This is a genomic window from Comamonas odontotermitis, from assembly GCF_020080045.1.
GTDB classification, from domain to species: Bacteria; Pseudomonadota; Gammaproteobacteria; order Burkholderiales; family Burkholderiaceae_C; genus Comamonas; species Comamonas odontotermitis.
The window spans coordinates 1,070,546-1,086,405 of sequence record NZ_CP083451.1 but is presented as its reverse complement, the minus strand read 5'-3'; the positions used below and the strand labels follow the sequence as shown (position 1 = coordinate 1,086,405).

Genomic DNA, 15,860 nt, shown 5'->3' with positions numbered 1-15,860 from the left:
CTGCCCAAGGCAACCAGTCCGCCACAACGTGAGCCGCTCTCCTCTGCTGACCCGAACCCAGCTACGCTGGCTGGAATGGCTGGTGCTGGCTGCCATTTTGCTGGCCTGTGTGGCATGGGCCAGCCTGCGCGGCCAGCCGCGTGCGGTCAACGCAATGGTGCAAGACCTGGCTGGCTGGGTCAGTGCGCCCTACGCGCGCAACGATATCGTCATTGTCGCCATTGACGACGCAAGCTTGCAAAGCGTAGGCCGCTGGCCATGGCGGCGCGCGATTCTCGCCCAGTTGCTGCGAGACATCGAGGCGCAAAAACCTGCTGCCATTGGCGTTGACGTGCTGTTCAGCGAGCCGGACCGGGCGAATCCCCAGGACGACCAGTTGCTGGCCGATGCCATCCGCAGTGCAGGCAATATCGTGCTGCCCGTGGACTGGCGTATGGCTGGCGTCGACATCGGTGCCGAATTGCCGATTGCCAACCTGCGCAGCGCAGCAAGCGAATTGGGCCATGTCAATGTCAGCGTGGATGAAGACGGGGTGATTCGCCGCTATTTTGCCGCCCAGGGAGAAGACACGGGCCCCTGGCCACACTTCGGTATCGCCATGCTGTGCGCGGCTGGACGCAGCCACCCACTCTGCCGGGGTGTGCAAGCCCCCCGGCCCGGAGACGCCTGGGTACAGCAGTCTCCAGAGGTCTTCAATTTTGCCCGTGGCGCCGAGCCCTATCGCCTGTACTCTGCGGAAACGGTGCTGACCGGACGCGTGCCATCCAACGCGTTCACCGGCAAGTACGTGCTGCTGGGCGCCACTGCGTCAGGTCTTGGCGATTACTTTGCCAGTCCCGCACGCCCTTCCTCGCGCCATATCGCCGGGGTGGAGCTGATTGCCCATGCGCTGGATTCACAGCTCTCTGGCCGGCACGTGACCCCAGCCTCTGCAACCACTGATGCCGTGGTCAATGTCGGCATCATCCTGCTGGCTCTGGCTGCCATTGCCGTGCTGGGCCCGATGGCGGGCTTGGCCATGCAGCTGGCCCTGGCGGTGGGAGCGCTGCTGCTGAGCTTTGCACTGCGCAACTGGGCGGGTGTGCAGCTCGCACCTGCTGCCGCGCTGATGGGCCTGGTCGTCATCTATCCCATCTGGAGCTGGCGGCGCCTGAGTGCGGCAGCCTCCTTTCTGCAGCAGGAGATGGTCACTCTGCGCGAAGCGCTCGAAAACACCGGTGCACCGCAGCGCAATACTGCTCTGGTGGACGATTTTCTGGACAGGCGCATCAAGGCCGTCGAGACCGCCACCAGCACCTTGCGCCAGATGCACGGCTTCGTCCGCGATACCCTGCGCCAGATCCCTTCGCCCACCTTCGCGATTGATCCGCAGGGCATGGTCAGCCTACACAACCAGGCCGCCGACCAATACATGCAGAACCTGGGCATCCCTCCGCAAGGGCTGATCCCGATCCGCACCGTGCTGCAAGGCCTGCGCATCAAATCCACTGGACAGGAGCTGTGGTTTGCGACGCCTGAACAGCTGGGCGCCCTGCCGACCGAAAGTGAAGTGATCGACCGCCAGCAGCGGCCCTGGCTGCTTCTGGCCGAGGCGTTTCGCGCACCTGCGCCCGATGGCTGGCTCCTGATGCTGGTGGACATGACCGAGCTGCACAAGGCCATGGAGCAGCGCGACCAGGCACTGCGATTCATCTCCCACGATTTCCGCTCGCCGCAGGCCTCCATCATCACCTTGCTGGAGATGTACCAGGAATTCCCTGGCCAGATGACCGAGGCCGACCTGCACCACAAGATCGGCCGCCTGGCCAACCAGTCGTTGGAAATGGCGGAGAGCTTCGTGCAACTGGCCTCTGCCCAGTCGCAAAGCCTGCAGAGAAGGCCGGTGCACCTGGACATCCTGCTGCAGGAGGCCATCGATGACTGCTGGGCCAAGGCAACCGAGAAAAAGCTGCAGGTACGCTACGCCCCCGGCCGCCTGGAAGCCACCCACACCGAAATCACCACCCTGGGTGACCGTTCGCTGCTGCACCGCTGCCTGGTGAATCTGATCACCAATGCCATCAAATACAGCCCTGCCGGCGGCGTGGTCGAGGCCAATGTGACTGCGGAGCACGGCTATTGGGTGGTGCATATCCAGGACCACGGATACGGCATGAACGAAGAACAGCTGACACGCCTGTTCCAGCCCTTTCAGCGCTTTCACCAGAACAGCCAGCCGCACATTGCCGGTATTGGCCTGGGGCTGACCTTTGTTCAGACTGTGGTGCAACGCCACCAGGGTTTTGTATCGGTCACCAGCACCGAAGGCGAAGGCTCGTGCTTCAGCGTGCACCTGCCCATGAATGGTGGGGATGACACCGCATTGCCACCAACCCCATGAAACATAGTGAGGCCATCACCCCACGCGCACGCCGCACGCTGCGCACGACTGCCGCTTGTCAGTACGGTTTCCGCCTGAAAGCGGCAGGCTGAATCATGCGTGCGTGCGCACGCCGCTCCTATTTCAATAGCGCAGTGGCAGCTATCCACTGCCGCTCAATGCAATTCCTTGCCTTTGAGTTCAGGCACCAGAAACATGGTTGCGAATGCATCCAGTACATAGATGGCAGCCAGCAGTGCAATCGCCATCTGGAATGAGTATTGCGAGGCAATCGCGCCAATCACCACCGGCCCCAGCCCGCCCACGGCCCGGCCGAGGTTGAAGAGCACGTTCTGCGCCGTTGCACGCGCCTCGGTTGGGTAGGCCTCGCTCATCAGCGCACCAAAGCCCCCCATCATGCCATTGACAAACATGCCCATCAGCGCGCCTGCCCAGAGCATGGTGATCGGGTCGTTCAACTGCGAGTACACCAGCACCATGACGGCGGCACCCGCCTGAAACAGCAGGAAGCTCGGCTTGCGCCCGATGCGGTCGGCCAGTTGGCCGAAGATCCAGATGCCGGCCATCATCCCCAGGATGGTGACAGCCGTCCACATGGCGGATTTGGTCAGGTTGAAGCCCAGCTTGTTCGCCAGAAAGCCCGGCATCCAGATCATGATGCCGTAGTAGCCGAAGTTCTGTACCGAGGTGAGCACCACGATGCCCGCACTGATCTTGGTGGTGGCACGGTCCTTGACCAGGAGCTTGAAGCATTGCAGCGCAGAGGGCTTCTTCTCCTGGCTGCGCACAAAGACTTCCGGCTCGTGCAGGCGATTGCGAATGAACCAGGCCACAAATGCCGGAATCACGCCCACCAGAAACATGCCACGCCAGCCGATATATGGCAGCAGCAACGGCGTGAGCAGCGCCGCGCCCAACACGCCCACCTGCCAGCCCAGTGCCACATACGACGATACTCGGGCTCGATAACGTGCGGGCCAGGCCTCGGCTGCCAATGCCATACCGATGCCGAACTCGCCGCCCAGGCCGATGCCAGCCAGCGTGCGGTAGACCAGCAGGTCCCAGTAGCCTTGCGCAAATGCGCACAGGCCGGTGAATACGGCAAACATCACAATGGTCCAGGTGAGCACGCGGATGCGTCCAAACCGGTCGCTGAGCGCACCAAACACAATGCCGCCCACGACCGCACCAATCAAGGTCCATGTCACCAAGGCACCTGCTTGTGCGGTCGACAGGCCCAGGTCTTCCCGGATGGCGCCCAGCATGAAACCCAGAATCAGCAGGTCAAACCCATCCATCGCATAGCCGACCGCCGATCCCGCCAGCGCTTTCCACCCATAGCCATTGACGGTCGTGAGCGGCTGGAGGGCAGATGGCGGTGATGCAGAAGCGGACATGGGAGGTTCTGGTAGTGCGGAAAGAAACGCGCACAAAAAATGCCGCACAGGGCGGCATGATTTGACGCGGAGCGTGATTTTGCACTTTATCTATACGCTCTGCGTAGAAAGCGAAAAATCACACATTGACTACTCGGTAAAAATTGACTTGCCGAACGCCCACTCAATCGGCCAGAAACAACTCTTGCAGGTCGCTCAGAAAATCAAAACCCCGCTCGGTAGGCCGCACCCGGGCCCAATCGCGCGTGATCAACCCCTTGGCCTCGGCTTGCTGCAAGGCCTTGTCGATGCTACTGAGCGGCAGGCCGGTGCGGTCCAGGTAGTCCTGCAGCGCAAAGCCTTCACGCAGTCGCAGCGCATTCAGCATGTACTCGAACGGCAGATCGGCACGCTTCACATCTTCGTCCTGCGCCAGTGCATTGCCTTGCAAGGCAGCGTCCATGTAGCGGGCCGGATCGCGCACACGCACCTGGCGCACTACACGGTGCGCAAAGCTCAGTTTGCTGTGCGCGCCAGCGCCAATGCCCAGGTAATCGCCAAACGACCAGTAGTTGCTGTTGTGCACGCATGTGTGGCCCGGCTTGGCGTAGGCCGACACCTCGTAGCGCTGCATGCCTGCGATGGCGGTCCGCTCGGTGATCTGGTCGAGCATGGCGTAGGCCTCGTCGTCCTCCGGAATGGCCGGCGGGTATTTGGCGAAATAGGTGTTGGGCTCGATGGTCAGGTGGTAGATCGAGATATGCGGCGGCGCAAAGCTGAGTGCCACATCGAGATCACGCTGCAGATCGGCGGCGGTCTGCCCCGGCAGGGCGTACATGATGTCGAGATTGAAGGTATCGAAGCTGCTGGCAGCTTCCGCCACGGCAGCCAGCGCCTGAGCACTGTCGTGCACCCGGCCCAGCGCCTGCAGGTACCGGTCGTCAAAGCTCTGCACGCCAATCGACAGACGCGTGATGCCTGCGGCGCGGAAGGCCTTGAAACGGTCCTTCTCGAAGGTGCCGGGGTTGGCTTCCATGGTGATCTCACACCCGGCATCGACCCGCAGGCGTGCGCGGATGGCCGAGATCAACCGGTCGATCGCCGCCGGTGAAAACAGGCTTGGCGTGCCCCCACCCAGGAAGATGCTGTGCACGCTGCGCCCCCAGACCAGCGGCAGCGCCTGCTCCAGATCGGCAATCACGGCGTCGATGTAGCGGTCCTCCGGCAACCCGGCGCGGCCATCGCGCGCCTCGTGCGAGTTGAAGTCACAGTAGGGACACTTCTTGAGGCACCAGGGCAGGTGTACGTACAGCGACAACGGCGGCAGGCTGGCCAGCTGCAAAGTGCCCGGCCGCATGTAATGCTGAACGTCTTTCAGGCCTGTTGCAACCGCCTCGTGGGCACCGATAGCTATCATTTTTGAATCTGTCATATCCCAGGCTCCTTGGCCGAAGCAAAAGCCGCCGTCCGAGACGAGCAAGCGGCGCTGCAGCCTGACGAGCGTATGCGCCTCAGTCCTTTGCCGCAGCGCGTACAGCAGCGCTTCCAGCCAGCCAGTTCTCGCGCACCAGCTCCATCATCAGGCGCGACGAACGGCCGCGATGGCTGTGGGCGTGCTTGACCTCAGGGGTCATCTGCGCAAAGGTCATTCCCAGCTCAGGGATCAGCAGCACTGGATCAAAGCCGAACCCCCCCTCACCCATGGGCTGCTGCGCAATCAGTGCGGCCACCCGGCCTACTGCCACCAGGGGCTCCGGATCTTTGGGGTGGCGCACGGCCACCAGGGTGCTCACCATGGCCGCGCGGCGGTCTGTCACGCCACTCATCTGCTCGATCAGGGCGCGCACATTGTTGGCATCGCTTTTCTCGTAGCCGAACTGCATGCAGTAATAGGCGGTATCCACGCCAGGCAAGCCGCCAAATGCCGCCACGCACAGGCCCGCATCATCAGCAATTGCAGGCAGACCCGTACGCTCTGACGCAAAGCGTGCCTTGGACAGGGCATTTTCCAGAAAAGTGCCATAGGGCTCGGGCGCCTCACCATCCATCAATGCGCCTTGCGGCACCAGTTCTACGCCCAATGGATGGAACATGGCCTGCAGCTCGGCGAGCTTGCCCTGGTTGTTGGATGCAAGAACGATTTTCATGGTCTGAATGGCGCTTGGCGTGCAATGATCAAACGCCAAACGCTATATTTTTAATAGTACCCAAGCAACAAGGCGGCCTGGGTGACCGCCTTGCAGATGTTGTGGGTGTGGTAAGTCCTCATTATCAGCCGACGGCCAAAACGCTGCATGCTGCGGGCCTTCTGCACGCCGGACTACAGACGCCTCAGGGCAATGGCGGCTGGGCCTTGCTCCCGTCTGGCTCGGCGGGCGGCTCTGGCGGCATGGCGCCTGCCGCAGACGGATCTTCCTCAGAGACAAACCGCTCCGCCCCCGGCATTTCCCATTCCAAAGCCACGGCGGTGACGTTGTCGCTGCTGGCACCGGCCTTGCGCAGTGCGGCGTCAATCAGATCAGGGATGGCGCGCGATACCGACTTGTTGCCCAACTCACGGGCAATCACCGTCTCGGACACGCTGCTCCACAACCCGTCGGAACACAGCATGATGCGATCGCTGCGATGCAGCTCAGTGGGCCCTGCCACATCGAAAAACGGCCGGGAAGGGCTGCCCAGGCAGGTGAACAGCACATTGCGATTGAAGCGATCCGGGTTGACGCTGGTGACACCAGAGCCGCGTAGCTCCATGTACGAATGGTCACGCGTACGCGCCATCACCTTGGCGCCGCGCACCATGTACAGCCGTGAATCGCCGCAGTGCACCCACCAGACATTGCCGTCCTGAACCACCGAAGCCACCAGAGTGGTGCGCGGTGGGTCTTCCATATTGTTCGCAATGGCGTACTTGAGGATGTTGTGGTGTGCCGACAGCAGTGCGTTTTCGAGGAACTCCGCCGGGTCATCCAGCTTGGGGCGCGCCAGACGCTGGAAATCCAGCGAAACCGTCTGCAGCGCCAGCTGGGCTGCAACCTCGCCTTCGGGGTGACCGCCCATGCCATCGGCAACGACGAACAGACAGGACTCTTTGGTGTAGCTGTACCCCATCCTGTCTTCGTTCTTTTCCCGACCACCCTTGCGACTGAGCTGGAAGACCGAGAACTTCATTTGGTGGAGCTCCCTGCACGCGCCTGGATATTTTTCTTGGTATCGCTTACCAGCGAGTCAATCGACATACGAACTTTCTCGGAAACCGTCAGCTTGGTGTAGCGGCGCTCGTCCTCCCGCGCCAGCTCCTTCTGCAGCAGAAACACCGACTGCGGGCGCGCCTGGGGATCCAGCGCCATGCACCACTCCACCAGTTCGATCAGGTTGTCGGAATAAACGCCGCGCACTTTCGAAAGCGCAAGGCCCAGGCGATCCTTCTCCTGCCGCTTGGGCGCGTCATTGGGCGGAATGCCTTGCATGCAGGCATAGATACAGGCACCAATGGCATAGATATCGGTCCACGGCCCCAGCGGTGTGTCGCGGCGGTACATCTCGGGCGCTGCAAAGCCCGGCGTGTACATGGGACGGACAAAATTGCCTTCCTTGCTGAGCACTTCGCGCGCAGCGCCAAAGTCGATCATCAAGGCCTTGTTGTCATCGGTGATGAAGATATTGGCCGGCTTGATGTCCAGATGCAGCATCTTGTGCTGGTGCACGATGCGCAGGCCGCGCAGTACCTCGTCAAACAGCGAGCGGATCGTCGACTCGCGGAAGACCTTGGCCTCTTTCAGGTCGCGCGCGGTCACGATGAAATCCTGCAGGGTGGCACCCTCCAGGTAGTTCATGACCATGTAGACAGTCTCGTTCTCGCGGAAGAAGTTGTAGACGCTGACCACCGAGGGATGGGAGATTTGCGCGAGCGCCCGCCCCTCTTCGAAAAAGCTCTTGAGGCCCAGGCGGTACAACGACAATTTTTCGGGCTCTACCGTGGGCGCCAGGGCGCCAGGCTCACGCGAGGCCAGGCTGGAAGGCAGATATTCCTTGATGGCCACCTGCTGGCCATCAGGCGCCAAAGCCAGATAGACAACCCCGAATCCCCCCGACGATATACGCCGCACGATACGATATCCACCGATGACGGTATTGGTGGGTAACGGCGCTGGCTTTGCTTTTGACATAGTTAGATGAACAACGCAGGTATATGAGAAGCCTGATAATGAGCGCGATTGCAAGCAACCCCATACAGTCCTATGCCAGTTTACAGCATGACAGGCTATGCCTCTGTCCAGCAAAGCATCCCACCGGCCGGTGGCGACAATGCTCCCTCTCTCTGGCGCGTCGGACTGGAAATTCGCTCGGTTAACAGCCGTTTTCTCGATTTATCTTTCAAGCTTCCGGAAGATCTCAGAAGCTGCGAACCACAGTTACGCTCTCTTGTCGATAATAGTCTGAAGCGCGGCAAGGTGGAAGTGCGGGTTCTGGTCGTCAGTGAACAAGCGTCAAACATTCCCGTGGCTTCCGCGCGTCTGCTGCAGCAATTGGGCAGCTTTCAGGACACGGTCACCGCATGGATGCCCAGCGCCCAGCCTCTTACCGTGGCAGAAGTGTTGCGTTTAAGCGGCACCGGCAGCTCCGACCTCCCCGAGAACTGGGCCGAATCCGTTGCCGACGTTTGCAAGCAGGCACTCAAAGCCTTGCTCGATGCCCGCCAGCGTGAAGGAAAACGCCTCACTGCGATGCTGCAGGACCGGGTCGACCAGCTCAAGGCCCTGGCCGAAAAGGCCGAGCCACTGGTTCCGGACCTCGTCAGGCAGCAGAAAGACCGCTTTCTGGAGCGCTGGAAGGACGCTATGGCGTTGACCGAAGGCAGCGTTTCACCCGAAGCAGCACAAGATCGCGCCCTGACAGAAGCCACCTCCTTTGCCATCCGCATCGACGTTGCCGAAGAAATCACCCGTCTGCGCTCGCACCTCGAAGAAATCACCCGCCTGCTGGGCAAGGGTGGCGACATCGGCAAGCGCCTGGATTTTCTGATCCAGGAACTGCATCGCGAGGCCAACACGCTGGGCTCCAAATCAGCTGCGCTGGAGCTGACACGCATCAGCGTGGACATGAAGGTGCTGATCGAGCAGATGCGCGAGCAGGTACAGAACATCGAATAAAAACAAAAAGCTATTCATCACCATGGATTACCCAGGAAATCTCTTCGTCGTATCGGCCCCCAGCGGGGCCGGTAAATCATCGCTGGTCAAGGCCCTGCTGGAACTCGATTCCCAGGTCTACCGCTCCATCTCGCACACCACGCGCGCACCACGCGGCCAGGAAAAGCATGGTCGCGAGTACTACTTCGCGTCACGCGAAGATTTCGAAAAAATGATCGCGGGCAACGCTTTCGTGGAATGGGCCAATGTGCATGGCAACATGTACGGCACTGCCAAAAAGGCCATCGAGGAGCGCCTGGCCAAAGGCGCGGACATCGTGCTGGAGATCGATTACCAGGGCGCCTTGCAGATCAAGGAAAGCTTTCCGCATGCCGTGCTGATCTTCATCTTGCCGCCGAGCTGGGATGAGCTGCGTTCGCGCCTGGAGAACCGGGGCGAAGACACCTCGGAGGTTATCGAAGTGCGCCTGAAGAATGCCCATCAGGAAATGTCCCAGGTCGACAAATTCGACTTCGTTATAATCAACGAGTTATTTGAACGCGCACTGTTCGATCTGAAAGCTGTTGTTCATTCGCAACGGCTGCGTTTTTTGTGCCAGCGCCGCGCCCGTGCCGAAATATTCTCGTCACTCAACATATCTGACAGCCTGGAGAACTCCTGATGGCCCGCATCACTGTAGAAGATTGCCTCGAAAAAGTCCCTAACCGTTTCCAGCTCGTGCTTGCGGCCACCTACCGCGCCCGCATGCTCAGCCAAGGCCACACCCCCAAGATCGACAGCCGCAACAAGCCGGCAGTCACTGCCTTGCGCGAAATCGCAGCTGGCAAGGTCGGCCTGGAGATGCTGAAGAAAGTTCCGGGTTAAATCCTCGTATCTTCACGCGCAATGGCACCGAATATCGGTGCCATTTTTCTTGTTATTCACACAAGTTTGTCATCGCACGCTACAGTAAAGGCGTGAAGTCCGTGTCCATCTCCACCCCTCCCGTTCAATCTTCTGGTACTTCCGCTACCGCCGCAGCCAAGCCTGCTATGTCCTACCCGGTAGTCGTGAGTGCCTATGCTGCATTCCTGGAAAAGCTTGATTACCTGAAAGATGCCGATCTGGCGCGGGTGGAAGAAGCCTTTGAATTTGCAGCGGTTGCGCACTCCGGCCAGTTCCGCAGCAGCGGCGACCCCTATATCACCCACCCCATTGCGGTTGCCGAGATCTGTGCCACCTGGAAGCTGGACGCCGAAGCCCTGATGGCAGCACTGATGCACGACGCCATGGAAGACTGTGGCGTCACCCGCGACGATATCGCCCGGCAGTTTGGCGACACGGTGGCAGAGTTGGTCGACGGCCTCACCAAGCTGGACAAGCTGCATTTCAATTCGCGCGAGGAAAACCAGGCGGAATCCTTCCGCAAAATGCTGCTGGCCATGGCGCGCGACGTTCGCGTGATTCTCGTCAAGCTGGCAGACCGAACCCACAATATGCGCACCATGTCGGACATGCCGCGCAGCAAATGGGGACGCATTTCCACCGAAACCATGGAAATCCATGTGCCCATTGCCAACCGGCTGGGCATCAATCGCGTCTACCGGGAGCTTCAGGACCTGGCCTTCAAGCACCTGTATCCATGGCGCCATGACACCCTGGTCAAAGCGCTGGGCCGCTCGCGCAACCGCCGCAAGGAAGTGGTGCAGAAAATCCATGCCGAGGTGGATGCATCCTTTGCCAAATCCGGCATCAAGATTCGCCTGGGCAACCAGGAAAAGACGCTGTATTCCATCTACAAGAAGATGGATGCCAAGCATTTATCGTTTGCGCAAGTCACCGATTCGTATGCCGTACGCGTCATCGTTCCCAACCTGATCGACTGTTATACGGCGCTGGGCGTGCTGCACCAGGTTTTCCGTCCCGTGCCATCCAAGTTCCGCGATTACATTGCCAACCCAAAATCCAATGGCTACCAGTCGCTGCATACCACCCTGGTTGGCCCATCGGGCGTGAGCATGGATTTCCAGATCCGCACCGAGGACATGAATCTGGTGGACGAAAACGGTGTGCTCACGCACTGGATGATCCAGGCTCGCGCCTCCGGCAGCGGCGAGCAGTTGGGCACCAAATGGGTACAGTCGCTGCTCGATATCCAGGACGAAACCCGCGATGCGCATGAATTCTGGGACAACGTGCGCGTGGACCTGTTCCCCGACTCGGTCTATGTGTTCACTCCCAAAAACCAGATGTTGACCTTGCCGCGCGGCGCCACGGTGCTGGATTTTGCCTATGCCATCCACAGCAATGTGGGTGAGCACACATCTGGCGCCCGCATCAACAACGAGCAGGTTCCCCTGAGCACCGTACTCAAGAGCGGCGACATCGTTGAAGTCACCACCTCGCCTGAGGCGGTGCCTCACCCCTCCTGGCTCACCATCGTGCGCACGGGGCGCGCCAAATCCAAGATTCGCTATTACCTCAAGACCCAGGGCCAAAGTGAGACGGCAGTCCTGGGAGAGCGCCTGCTGTTGCAAGCACTGCGTGCTGAAGGCATCTCGCAGCTACCCGAGGCAAAAGCAGCCTGGGATGGACTGCTGGAGCGATTGGGCGCGCGCAACAAGGCCGAACTGTTCAGCGACATTGGCCAGGGCAAGCGCATTGCGGTATTCGCAGCCAAGCAAATGGTGGAACTGCTCGCAGAACAGGGCATGCGTCCCGACGCCGTGCTGCTGACCCAGGAGCGCTATAAAAACAGGAGTTCCTCCGTCACCAGCGCCGTTGTTCTCGATGGCGGCAACAACGCCGCAGTCAAATACGCCAAATGCTGTCGCCCGGTACCTGGCGACAGTGTTGCCGGCTATCTGGATCGCAATGCAGGTCTGATCGTTCACAACAGCGACTGCGCGGTCTGCAAGAAGTTGCTGAGCAAGGACGCAGAACGCTTTGTCGAAGTGGAATGGGCCGACGAGCCCAAAGGCGACTTCGAAACTGGCGTCGTTGTCACCATCATCAATGGCAAGGGCGTCCTGGGAAAGATTGCAGCGGAAATTGCCGCACTGGGCTCAGACATCACCCATATCACCATGGACGACGAAGTCGCCATGAACACCACGGAGCTGAAGTTTGTGCTGGTAGTGAGCGATCGCCAGCAGGTGGAGCATATGCTGCGTCAACTCGTCAAGCTATCCTATGTATCGCGAGCCTATCGCATACTGCCGACAGCCTGAACGCCATTCACGCTCCAGCAGGCATATCAGGTCAATCAGGCAGTCTTGGGCGGCGGATACTCCACATCCAGCACCTCCAGTACGCGCACGCCCCCCGGGGTTGGCAGTTGAACCTCGTCGCCGACCCGGGCCTTGAGCAAAGCCCGCGCAATAGGCGCAATCCAGCTCACCTGTCCGCGGCTTGCATCGGCCTCATCAATTCCCATGATGACAATGCGCTCATCGCAACCGTTCTGGTCACAGTATGTGACCGTCGCGCCAAAGTACACCTGATCGCTTCCGTGGTGCACTGATGGGTCTACCACTTCAGCCGCCTCCATGCGCTTGGTCAGAAAACGAATACGGCGATCAATCTCCCGCAAGCGCTTTTTGCCATACAGGTAGTCGCCGTTTTCAGACCGATCCCCATTGCTGGCCGCCCAGTGCACGACCTCCACCACCTTCGGGCGCTCATCATCAATCAACTGCAGCAGTTCGGCCTCCAGCGTGCGGTAGCCTGCTGGTGTGATGTAATTCTTGCCGCCAGCAATCCTGGGCAACTCCGGCATCTCATCGTCGTCTGCGTCGGACTCTTTGGTGAAAGCTTTGTTCATACCCGCCATTTAAGCAAATTGGGCCGCAGCATGGAGGCAAGGCGGCATGACGACAAAGAAAAAGCCTGCAATCCAAAGATTGCAGGCTTTTCAATATGGTGCGGCTGGCAGGAATCGAACCCACGACCCCTTGGTTCGTAGCCAAGTACTCTATCCAGCTGAGCTACAGCCGCTTATTATCGATGCGATGGCGGAGAGGGAGGGATTCGAACCCTCGGTACGCTTGCACGTACGCCTGATTTCGAGTCAGGTACATTCGACCACTCTGCCACCTCTCCGCAGCGCCGAAGCTGAAATTATAGCAGGCAATTTGAGGGTCTCGGGAAGAAATGCAGATTTCTGAAAAATGGCGTCCTTGGTGGCCATCTCCCCCCTTCCCAGGGAACCATAGCTGTGCGAGCTGCAGTCATGGATAGAGGGAAGGTCTAGCCCGGATCAACGCAAAGATGCCAAATCGACCGTATTGGCCAGGGCTGCATAACCCTCGTCACTGGGATTAAGGCGATCACCGGAGTCATAGAGAGGCAGCAGGCGAGTCGGCTGAGCAGGGTCTCGTAGCGCCTGGTCGAAATCAATCACCGCATCCGCCTTGACCGAATTGGCGCACAGCCAGGTATTCAGCGCTTGGCGCTGCGATTCAGCCTCAGTCGAGTCATCCGCCGGTCCTCCAAAAGGTAGAAGAGTGCCCCATTGGATCCTCACGCCCTGCGCCTGGGCCGCCTGCACCAATTGCGTATAGCCCACAGCCATTTCGTCAAAAGTCCTGGCTCGCTTCGGGAGCAGGCTGCCGTACTGAATATCGTTGATACCAATCAGTACGATGATGTGGCTGGCATCCGGCACATCCAATGCATCGCGCTTGAAGCGTGCCAATAAACGGACTGACCTCCTACGGAAATGCGTATGCTTTGGCGCAGGGTCTGGTCACCAAAATGCAGTTCCGGGTTGTTGGAGCCATCCAAATTGGGGGCGTAAAAGTCAACAGGTGCGCGAGCCCATGTTCTGGCATCTCTAGCGTCGCCCTGTTCCCCTTTTTCTCCCACGCCTCCACCACAAGCGAGCAACGATGCTGCAGCAAAGGTCTTGCCGTTGAAATTCGTTTCACATAGCCAAGGCGGCTCGGGCAGCAGTGGGCGGAAGTCGCCGAGCACCGGATGCAGCGGGCTTGAATACCACTCGGGGCCTCGCACCTGGCCTTGAAACGCTGCCCATGCACTCGCTCGAATCAACGCCTGCGCGGCGGCGCACCTGATGAGCACGTTGCAGCGAATGCGGCAAAGACAATGGAGAGCAGCATCAGCGCCCACTGGCCTAATGATGGAACGGGTACAACATCGCCAGGGTGCGCAGTCACATCATCCGTGACCTGCGCCTGACATGCCTCCAGACAATCACCCTGTGCGGGCGGAGTCACTATTGCAACATTGGTGATGGATCCAGAGGCAGTCCTCAGTAGCCGCGCAGTCACGGTATACACCAGTTGCGAGCCTGCAGGAAAGGTCGCCACCTGCTCATTCAGAGCAGCGGCACCACTGGGCGCAGGGCACAGCGCGCCTCCTGTGGCCGCGCAAGTCCAGCTCCAGCTTTCGATACCTGCAGGCATTGCGTCGTTGAGCAAGGTGCCGCCCGCAGATGTCTGGCCTGTGTTCGCCACGGTCACGGAATAGACAGCTGTGCCGCCAGGAGTCAGAGCAGCACCCGGGCGACTCTTGGTGACAGAAATCTGCGGCAGCTGTACCACAGGGTCCTCCGACACGATCAGTGTTGCCTCAGCGTCTCGCGCAGGCGTCAGATTTTGTGCATTCGTTACCTCTGCTGCAGCAATACGGTCGCCATAGCTGCCGGGCTCAACACCCCGCACCTCCATGACGGTGGTGCAGCTCTGCCCCGCAGCCAACGCCACGCCAGACAAACTCAGCGAGCCCCCGGCAGGAGCATCCAACACACCCGAGCAGCTGTTACTTACAACAACTCCCGTGAACTGCAGGTTCGCAGGAAGCGAATGGGCATAGGCCAGATCCGTAACAATGGCTGCTGTCGCGAGAGGATCACAACCTTGCGGCCCCTGCAATGTGACGGCCCACTGCGTAGTTTGGCCGGCGACGATGTTTGCAGGATTGAACTGCATGCTGACACTCAGGCCCGGATCGTCGCTGTTGCCGCCAGGCGCGGTGACCATGACGCTGTTGTTGCAGGCGTCGCGCGTCAGGAAATAGCTGCGACCGTCCGAGGTGACCTCTGGAGCGCTGAAATTGCCTCCGTTGGGCAATCCGCCGACCAGTACATTGACGCCTGCCGGGCCATAAATGCGAGCCGGAGAACTCCAGCTGACTCCGCCATCAGCAGACTCCACGTACCAAAGATCCTTCTCCAGGGCCGCAGTGGTGTTGTAGTCTGCGAAGTTGTAGTAGGTGCCCAGCACGCTTCCCACGCGCAGTGTTCGACCTGCGTTGTACACCAGCGCGCGAGCGCCCCCCGGCGGGAGCGGCAGAATTTCCGAAAAACCGGTACCCGCAAAAAGATCTGCTTCCAGTGTTTGCTTGGGATTGCCAATATCTGTGGCTGGGCGTGGCGTGGCCAGAGGTGGAGATGCAGCAAGGTTCACACCGTAGCGCCCCAGGTTCCCACCCCTCGATCCAGGCAGTGCACCTGCCTGGGGCACATGCCGTAAATAGATGAAAGAATCCTCCACACCGAAAGCGCCGACATGGAAGCGGCCAGGTCCTGCGATGGTGCCGCAGGTCTGAGATGGCAAGGGTCCGATGGGCGTAACGGCCAAGCTGCCGGGGTTGGACCCAATACGCCAAATGCTGGTGTTGTAGCTGTACCAGTTCTGGCCCACTTGGTTTTGATGCCAGACGGCCATCAACCATTCGCCGCCGACCTTCGAGACCCGCACGAATGTTGCAATCGGTTCTGTCGCAGGGATGCTGTTCGCACCGCAAGCCAAGGCCCAGTAATTGGCGGGAGGCTGCAAGACTCCTTGCGTCGTAAATGCAACGCCATCTACGGAAGTTGCATGGATCATCTTGCTGATGAAGGAATCAGCGCCATTTTTGATGAGCCAGAGGTGGTAGGAGCCATCGTCAGCATGCACTACGGAATTGCGCAGGCCACTACCCGAAGTTTGGGTTCCCAACGGCACACCGTCC

General features: G+C 59.9%; 13 protein-coding genes and 2 tRNA genes. 5 read left to right on the top strand and 10 right to left on the bottom strand.

What is annotated here, in order from left to right:
- Positions 1-28: 28 nt before the first annotated feature.
- A complete protein-coding gene (locus LAD35_RS05055) occupies positions 29-2,380 on the top strand; it encodes a CHASE2 and HATPase_c domain-containing protein (protein WP_224151609.1) in 2,352 nt (783 codons plus the stop codon).
- Between the two features lie 155 nt (positions 2,381-2,535).
- On the opposite strand, the gene LAD35_RS05050 is transcribed toward LAD35_RS05055, so the two are convergent.
- The 5 genes from LAD35_RS05050 to LAD35_RS05030 all read right to left on the bottom strand — a co-directional run bounded on the left by LAD35_RS05050 (position 2,536) and on the right by LAD35_RS05030 (position 7,922).
- Positions 2,536-3,777, bottom strand: a complete 1,242-nt coding sequence (locus LAD35_RS05050) for an MFS transporter (RefSeq protein ID WP_224151608.1) — start codon at positions 3,775-3,777, stop codon at positions 2,536-2,538.
- Positions 3,778-3,940: 163 nt separating this feature from the next.
- The gene (gene hemW, locus LAD35_RS05045) at positions 3,941-5,188 is read right to left on the bottom strand and encodes a radical SAM family heme chaperone HemW (protein ID WP_224151607.1); all 1,248 of its coding nucleotides are present in this window, start codon (positions 5,186-5,188) and stop codon (positions 3,941-3,943) included.
- A gap of 79 nt (positions 5,189-5,267) precedes the next feature.
- Positions 5,268-5,903 (bottom strand): non-canonical purine NTP pyrophosphatase, encoded by a 636-nt coding sequence (locus LAD35_RS05040; RefSeq protein WP_184709140.1) that lies wholly within the window; start codon positions 5,901-5,903, stop codon positions 5,268-5,270.
- Between the two features lie 184 nt (positions 5,904-6,087).
- Positions 6,088-6,924, bottom strand: coding sequence for a PP2C family protein-serine/threonine phosphatase (locus LAD35_RS05035; RefSeq protein WP_224151606.1), 837 nt, complete (start codon positions 6,922-6,924; stop codon positions 6,088-6,090).
- Positions 6,921-7,922 carry a serine/threonine protein kinase gene (locus LAD35_RS05030; protein WP_224151605.1) on the bottom strand — a complete coding sequence of 334 codons (1,002 nt, stop codon included), beginning with the start codon at positions 7,920-7,922 and terminating at the stop codon, positions 6,921-6,923. Before LAD35_RS05030 ends, LAD35_RS05035 begins: the two co-directional genes overlap by 4 nt.
- An 87-nt stretch (positions 7,923-8,009) precedes the next feature.
- Here LAD35_RS05030 and LAD35_RS05025 point away from each other — a divergent pair, with 87 nt between their 5' ends.
- The 4 genes from LAD35_RS05025 to LAD35_RS05010 all read left to right on the top strand — a co-directional run bounded on the left by LAD35_RS05025 (position 8,010) and on the right by LAD35_RS05010 (position 12,115).
- On the top strand, positions 8,010-8,906 hold the full coding sequence (locus tag LAD35_RS05025) for a YicC/YloC family endoribonuclease (RefSeq protein WP_396022771.1): 897 nt from the start codon (positions 8,010-8,012) through the stop codon (positions 8,904-8,906).
- A gap of 22 nt (positions 8,907-8,928) precedes the next feature.
- Positions 8,929-9,567, top strand: coding sequence for a guanylate kinase (gmk, locus tag LAD35_RS05020; RefSeq protein ID WP_224151604.1), 639 nt, complete (start codon positions 8,929-8,931; stop codon positions 9,565-9,567).
- Positions 9,567-9,770 carry a DNA-directed RNA polymerase subunit omega gene (gene rpoZ, locus LAD35_RS05015; protein ID WP_184709130.1) on the top strand — a complete coding sequence of 68 codons (204 nt, stop codon included), beginning with the start codon at positions 9,567-9,569 and terminating at the stop codon, positions 9,768-9,770. Before gmk ends, rpoZ begins: the two co-directional genes overlap by 1 nt.
- A 101-nt stretch (positions 9,771-9,871) precedes the next feature.
- Positions 9,872-12,115 (top strand): RelA/SpoT family protein, encoded by a 2,244-nt coding sequence (locus LAD35_RS05010; RefSeq protein WP_429017151.1) that lies wholly within the window; start codon positions 9,872-9,874, stop codon positions 12,113-12,115.
- 35 nt (positions 12,116-12,150) lie between these two features.
- Here the strand turns inward: LAD35_RS05010 and greB are convergent, their stop codons facing one another.
- The 5 genes from greB to LAD35_RS04985 all read right to left on the bottom strand — a co-directional run bounded on the left by greB (position 12,151) and on the right by LAD35_RS04985 (position 15,847).
- Entirely contained in the window at positions 12,151-12,708 is a 558-nt protein-coding gene (gene greB / locus LAD35_RS05005) for a transcription elongation factor GreB (protein WP_224151603.1), read from the bottom strand.
- A 96-nt stretch (positions 12,709-12,804) separates the two neighbouring features.
- Positions 12,805-12,881, bottom strand: a tRNA-Arg gene (locus LAD35_RS05000).
- Between the two features lie 15 nt (positions 12,882-12,896).
- Positions 12,897-12,986: transfer RNA gene (locus LAD35_RS04995), tRNA-Ser, on the bottom strand.
- 157 nt (positions 12,987-13,143) lie between these two features.
- On the bottom strand, positions 13,144-13,581 hold the full coding sequence (locus tag LAD35_RS04990; RefSeq protein WP_224151602.1) for a GDSL-type esterase/lipase family protein: 438 nt from the start codon (positions 13,579-13,581) through the stop codon (positions 13,144-13,146).
- Between the two features lie 352 nt (positions 13,582-13,933).
- On the bottom strand, positions 13,934-15,847 hold the full coding sequence (locus LAD35_RS04985) for a DUF7933 domain-containing protein (RefSeq protein WP_224151601.1): 1,914 nt from the start codon (positions 15,845-15,847) through the stop codon (positions 13,934-13,936).
- Positions 15,848-15,860: the final 13 nt, after the last annotated feature.

Excerpts from the sequence above, each read along its gene's own strand:
- LAD35_RS05050 (WP_224151608.1), bottom strand. The coding sequence starts at position 3,777 with ATGTCCGCTTCTGCATCACCGCCATCTGCCCTCCAGCCGCTCACGACC.
- hemW (WP_224151607.1), bottom strand. The coding sequence starts at position 5,188 with ATGACAGATTCAAAAATGATAGCTATCGGTGCCCACGAGGCGGTTGCA.
- LAD35_RS05040 (WP_184709140.1), bottom strand. The coding sequence starts at position 5,903 with ATGAAAATCGTTCTTGCATCCAACAACCAGGGCAAGCTCGCCGAGCTG.
- LAD35_RS05035 (WP_224151606.1), bottom strand. The coding sequence starts at position 6,924 with ATGAAGTTCTCGGTCTTCCAGCTCAGTCGCAAGGGTGGTCGGGAAAAG.
- LAD35_RS05030 (WP_224151605.1), bottom strand. The coding sequence starts at position 7,922 with ATGTCAAAAGCAAAGCCAGCGCCGTTACCCACCAATACCGTCATCGGT.
- LAD35_RS05025 (WP_396022771.1), top strand. The coding sequence starts at position 8,010 with ATGACAGGCTATGCCTCTGTCCAGCAAAGCATCCCACCGGCCGGTGGC.
- gmk (WP_224151604.1), top strand. The coding sequence starts at position 8,929 with ATGGATTACCCAGGAAATCTCTTCGTCGTATCGGCCCCCAGCGGGGCC.
- rpoZ (WP_184709130.1), top strand. The coding sequence starts at position 9,567 with ATGGCCCGCATCACTGTAGAAGATTGCCTCGAAAAAGTCCCTAACCGT.
- greB (WP_224151603.1), bottom strand. The coding sequence starts at position 12,708 with ATGAACAAAGCTTTCACCAAAGAGTCCGACGCAGACGACGATGAGATG.